The organism is Roseibium sp. RKSG952, from assembly GCF_009711355.1.
The window spans coordinates 1-1,473 of the sequence record NZ_SMMF01000510.1 but is presented as its reverse complement, the minus strand read 5'-3'; the positions used below and the strand labels follow the sequence as shown (position 1 = coordinate 1,473).

General features: G+C 60.4%; 1 protein-coding gene. It reads right to left on the bottom strand.

Annotation, left to right across the window (positions count from 1 at the left end):
- Positions 1-239: 239 nt before the first annotated feature.
- Positions 240-1,473, bottom strand: a 1,234-nt coding sequence (locus E1297_RS01870; protein WP_155133173.1) for an autotransporter outer membrane beta-barrel domain-containing protein, incomplete at its 5' end; no start/stop codon positions are given.

The window sequence follows — 1,473 nt, the reverse complement described above, 5'->3', positions numbered from 1 at the left end:
AAAAGTGCGAAAGATCTTTGACACTACCCGATGGAACCCGTTTCCAAGTGGCTGCTGTGTTTGGCTGCGATCGGGGCAACGTTGGCGGCCCTGACTGCAGTCCACATCGTCCGGCCGAGGATTTACCGGAAAGTCTGAAGAGAGGCCCCAAAACAGGCGCCTCGATCTGACAATGCCAAATCCGGCTGCGGAGCCGTTCGGATTGAACGGCTCCGCACACCAAGTGAAGGTGCAGGCGATCAGAAGTTGGCGGTAAAGCCGAGGCGCATGGAGGCCGACAAGGTGTCGGCACTGTCATAGCCGCCTTCAATGCTGCTGATCACTTGCATCCCGTTGCTTGCCTGCCAGACAGCATTTGCCTTGGCAAAGCCGCGCACAATCGCTTCGTCCGAGCTGGTGGCGAGGTCGAGCGCCGTGCCGGCCAGACTGCCGTCAAGGCTGTCATCCAAAGTGAAGATGCCATCGACGCCTGCCTTGAAACCGAGGTGCCAGGTGCCGTTCATGCCAGCGACCGGGTCGAAGTCATATCCCGCCTGACCGCGCAATTCGAGCACCTGAAGGGCGCGGTCCGAAACGGTGAGGCCGGTTGAACCGTCACGGGCATCGCCTGTCTGGACAAGGCCGGAATAGCGCAGGCGCAGGCTCGGGGTCAGAACGCCGTTGCCAGCGGCAAACGCATGGCCGATCCGTGCTGTCGGAGACGCGAACAGGTAGTTATAGTCCAGTGAAATGACATCTTCTCCGCTGGCCGCGGACGTGCTGGCCACGGTAACGTCTTCGGAGCTGTTCAGATATCCGCCGACGAGGCTGAAGTCGGCAAATGTCGGTCCCCAGTTCCGCGTCAGGTAGCCACCGGCAAACAGACTGTAGCTGCTGGCGCTTTGGACATCATTGTTGCTGTCCGTGTGCCCGATGGAAAAACCGCCGGTGAGGCCGCCGCGCAAACCGTCTGAAAATACCTGATCGGCACCGGCCATGGCACCGCCAAATGTGTAGTCAAATCCGTCGTTGCCGGAGCGGGACAGGGCACCGCCAAAGGGCGTTCCCCAAAACCGGCGGCCGGAAGCGGCCGGACTTTCATGGGTGCCATTGGTCGCGGTGTAGCCTGACGGTGCCAGACGGCCTGCTTCCAGTTGCGCTTCGATGGTGCCGGAAACTTCGCGCGTCAGGGCGTTGAAGGTCGGCGCATCCGTGTTTGTGGCAAAATCGTCCGGATCGACCACCAGCACACTGGATCCGTAGGAAACAGACTGCAGGGAGCCGCTGTGAATTGTCCCTGGCAAGGTTTCAAAGCCGATGATCGTGGTGCGGTCGGCAGTGACAGCGAAACTCGCGCTTTCCGGATCGGTAAAGGAAATCGATCCGCGGATTTGTCCGGCATCCGAGAGGCTCAACTCCGCATTGGCGCCATCCACCAGAATGGCCTGGCCATTGATGCTGGAAATCGTTCCGGTGTTGGTCAGGCTGGCATTG